We start from the raw sequence: 600 nt of genomic DNA on the forward strand, positions 1-600 counted from the left end.
GTTCGACGCTTCGCTGCTCACCGACGAGCAGGCGAAGACGATCAAGATGAACGCGATCACCGAATGGTCGGCGCTGCCCGCGACGGAAATGTTCCTGCGCGACAACCAGCACGACAGCGACTTTTCCGCGTTCATGAGCGTGTGGTTCTTCGAGGAGCAGAAGCATTCGCTCGTGCTGATGGAATACCTGCGCCGCTTCAAGCCGGAGATGGTGCCGACCGAAGAGGAGCTGCACGCGGTGCGCTTCCAGTTCGATCCGGCGCCGCCGCTCGAGACGCTGATGCTGCACTTCTGCGGCGAGATCCGCCTGAACCACTGGTACCGGTGCGCGGCCGACTGGCACACCGAGCCCGTCATCAAGCAGATCTACGAAACGATTTCGCGCGATGAAGCACGTCATGGCGGCGCGTACCTGCGCTACATGAAGAAGGCGCTGAACAACTGCGGCGACGTCGCGCGTGCGGCATTCGCGAAGATCGGCGTGCTGATGGCGTCGGCGCGCCGCACCGAGAAGCCGCTGCACCCGACCAACCTGCACGTGAACCAGGCGCTGTTCCCGCGCGACACGGTGCAGTCGCGCCTGCCGGATCCGGAATGGCT

The 600-nt window shown here is 64.0% G+C and carries 1 protein-coding gene; it reads left to right on the forward strand.

Going from position 1 to position 600, the window contains the following annotated elements; translation table 11 throughout:
* Positions 1 to 600: diiron oxygenase (locus WT97_RS05000; RefSeq protein WP_060353081.1), on the forward strand; the 600-nt coding region annotated here is incomplete at both ends.

This window comes from Burkholderia sp. MSMB1459WGS (genome assembly GCF_001534535.1).
In the GTDB taxonomy this organism is placed as follows: domain Bacteria; phylum Pseudomonadota; class Gammaproteobacteria; order Burkholderiales; family Burkholderiaceae; genus Burkholderia.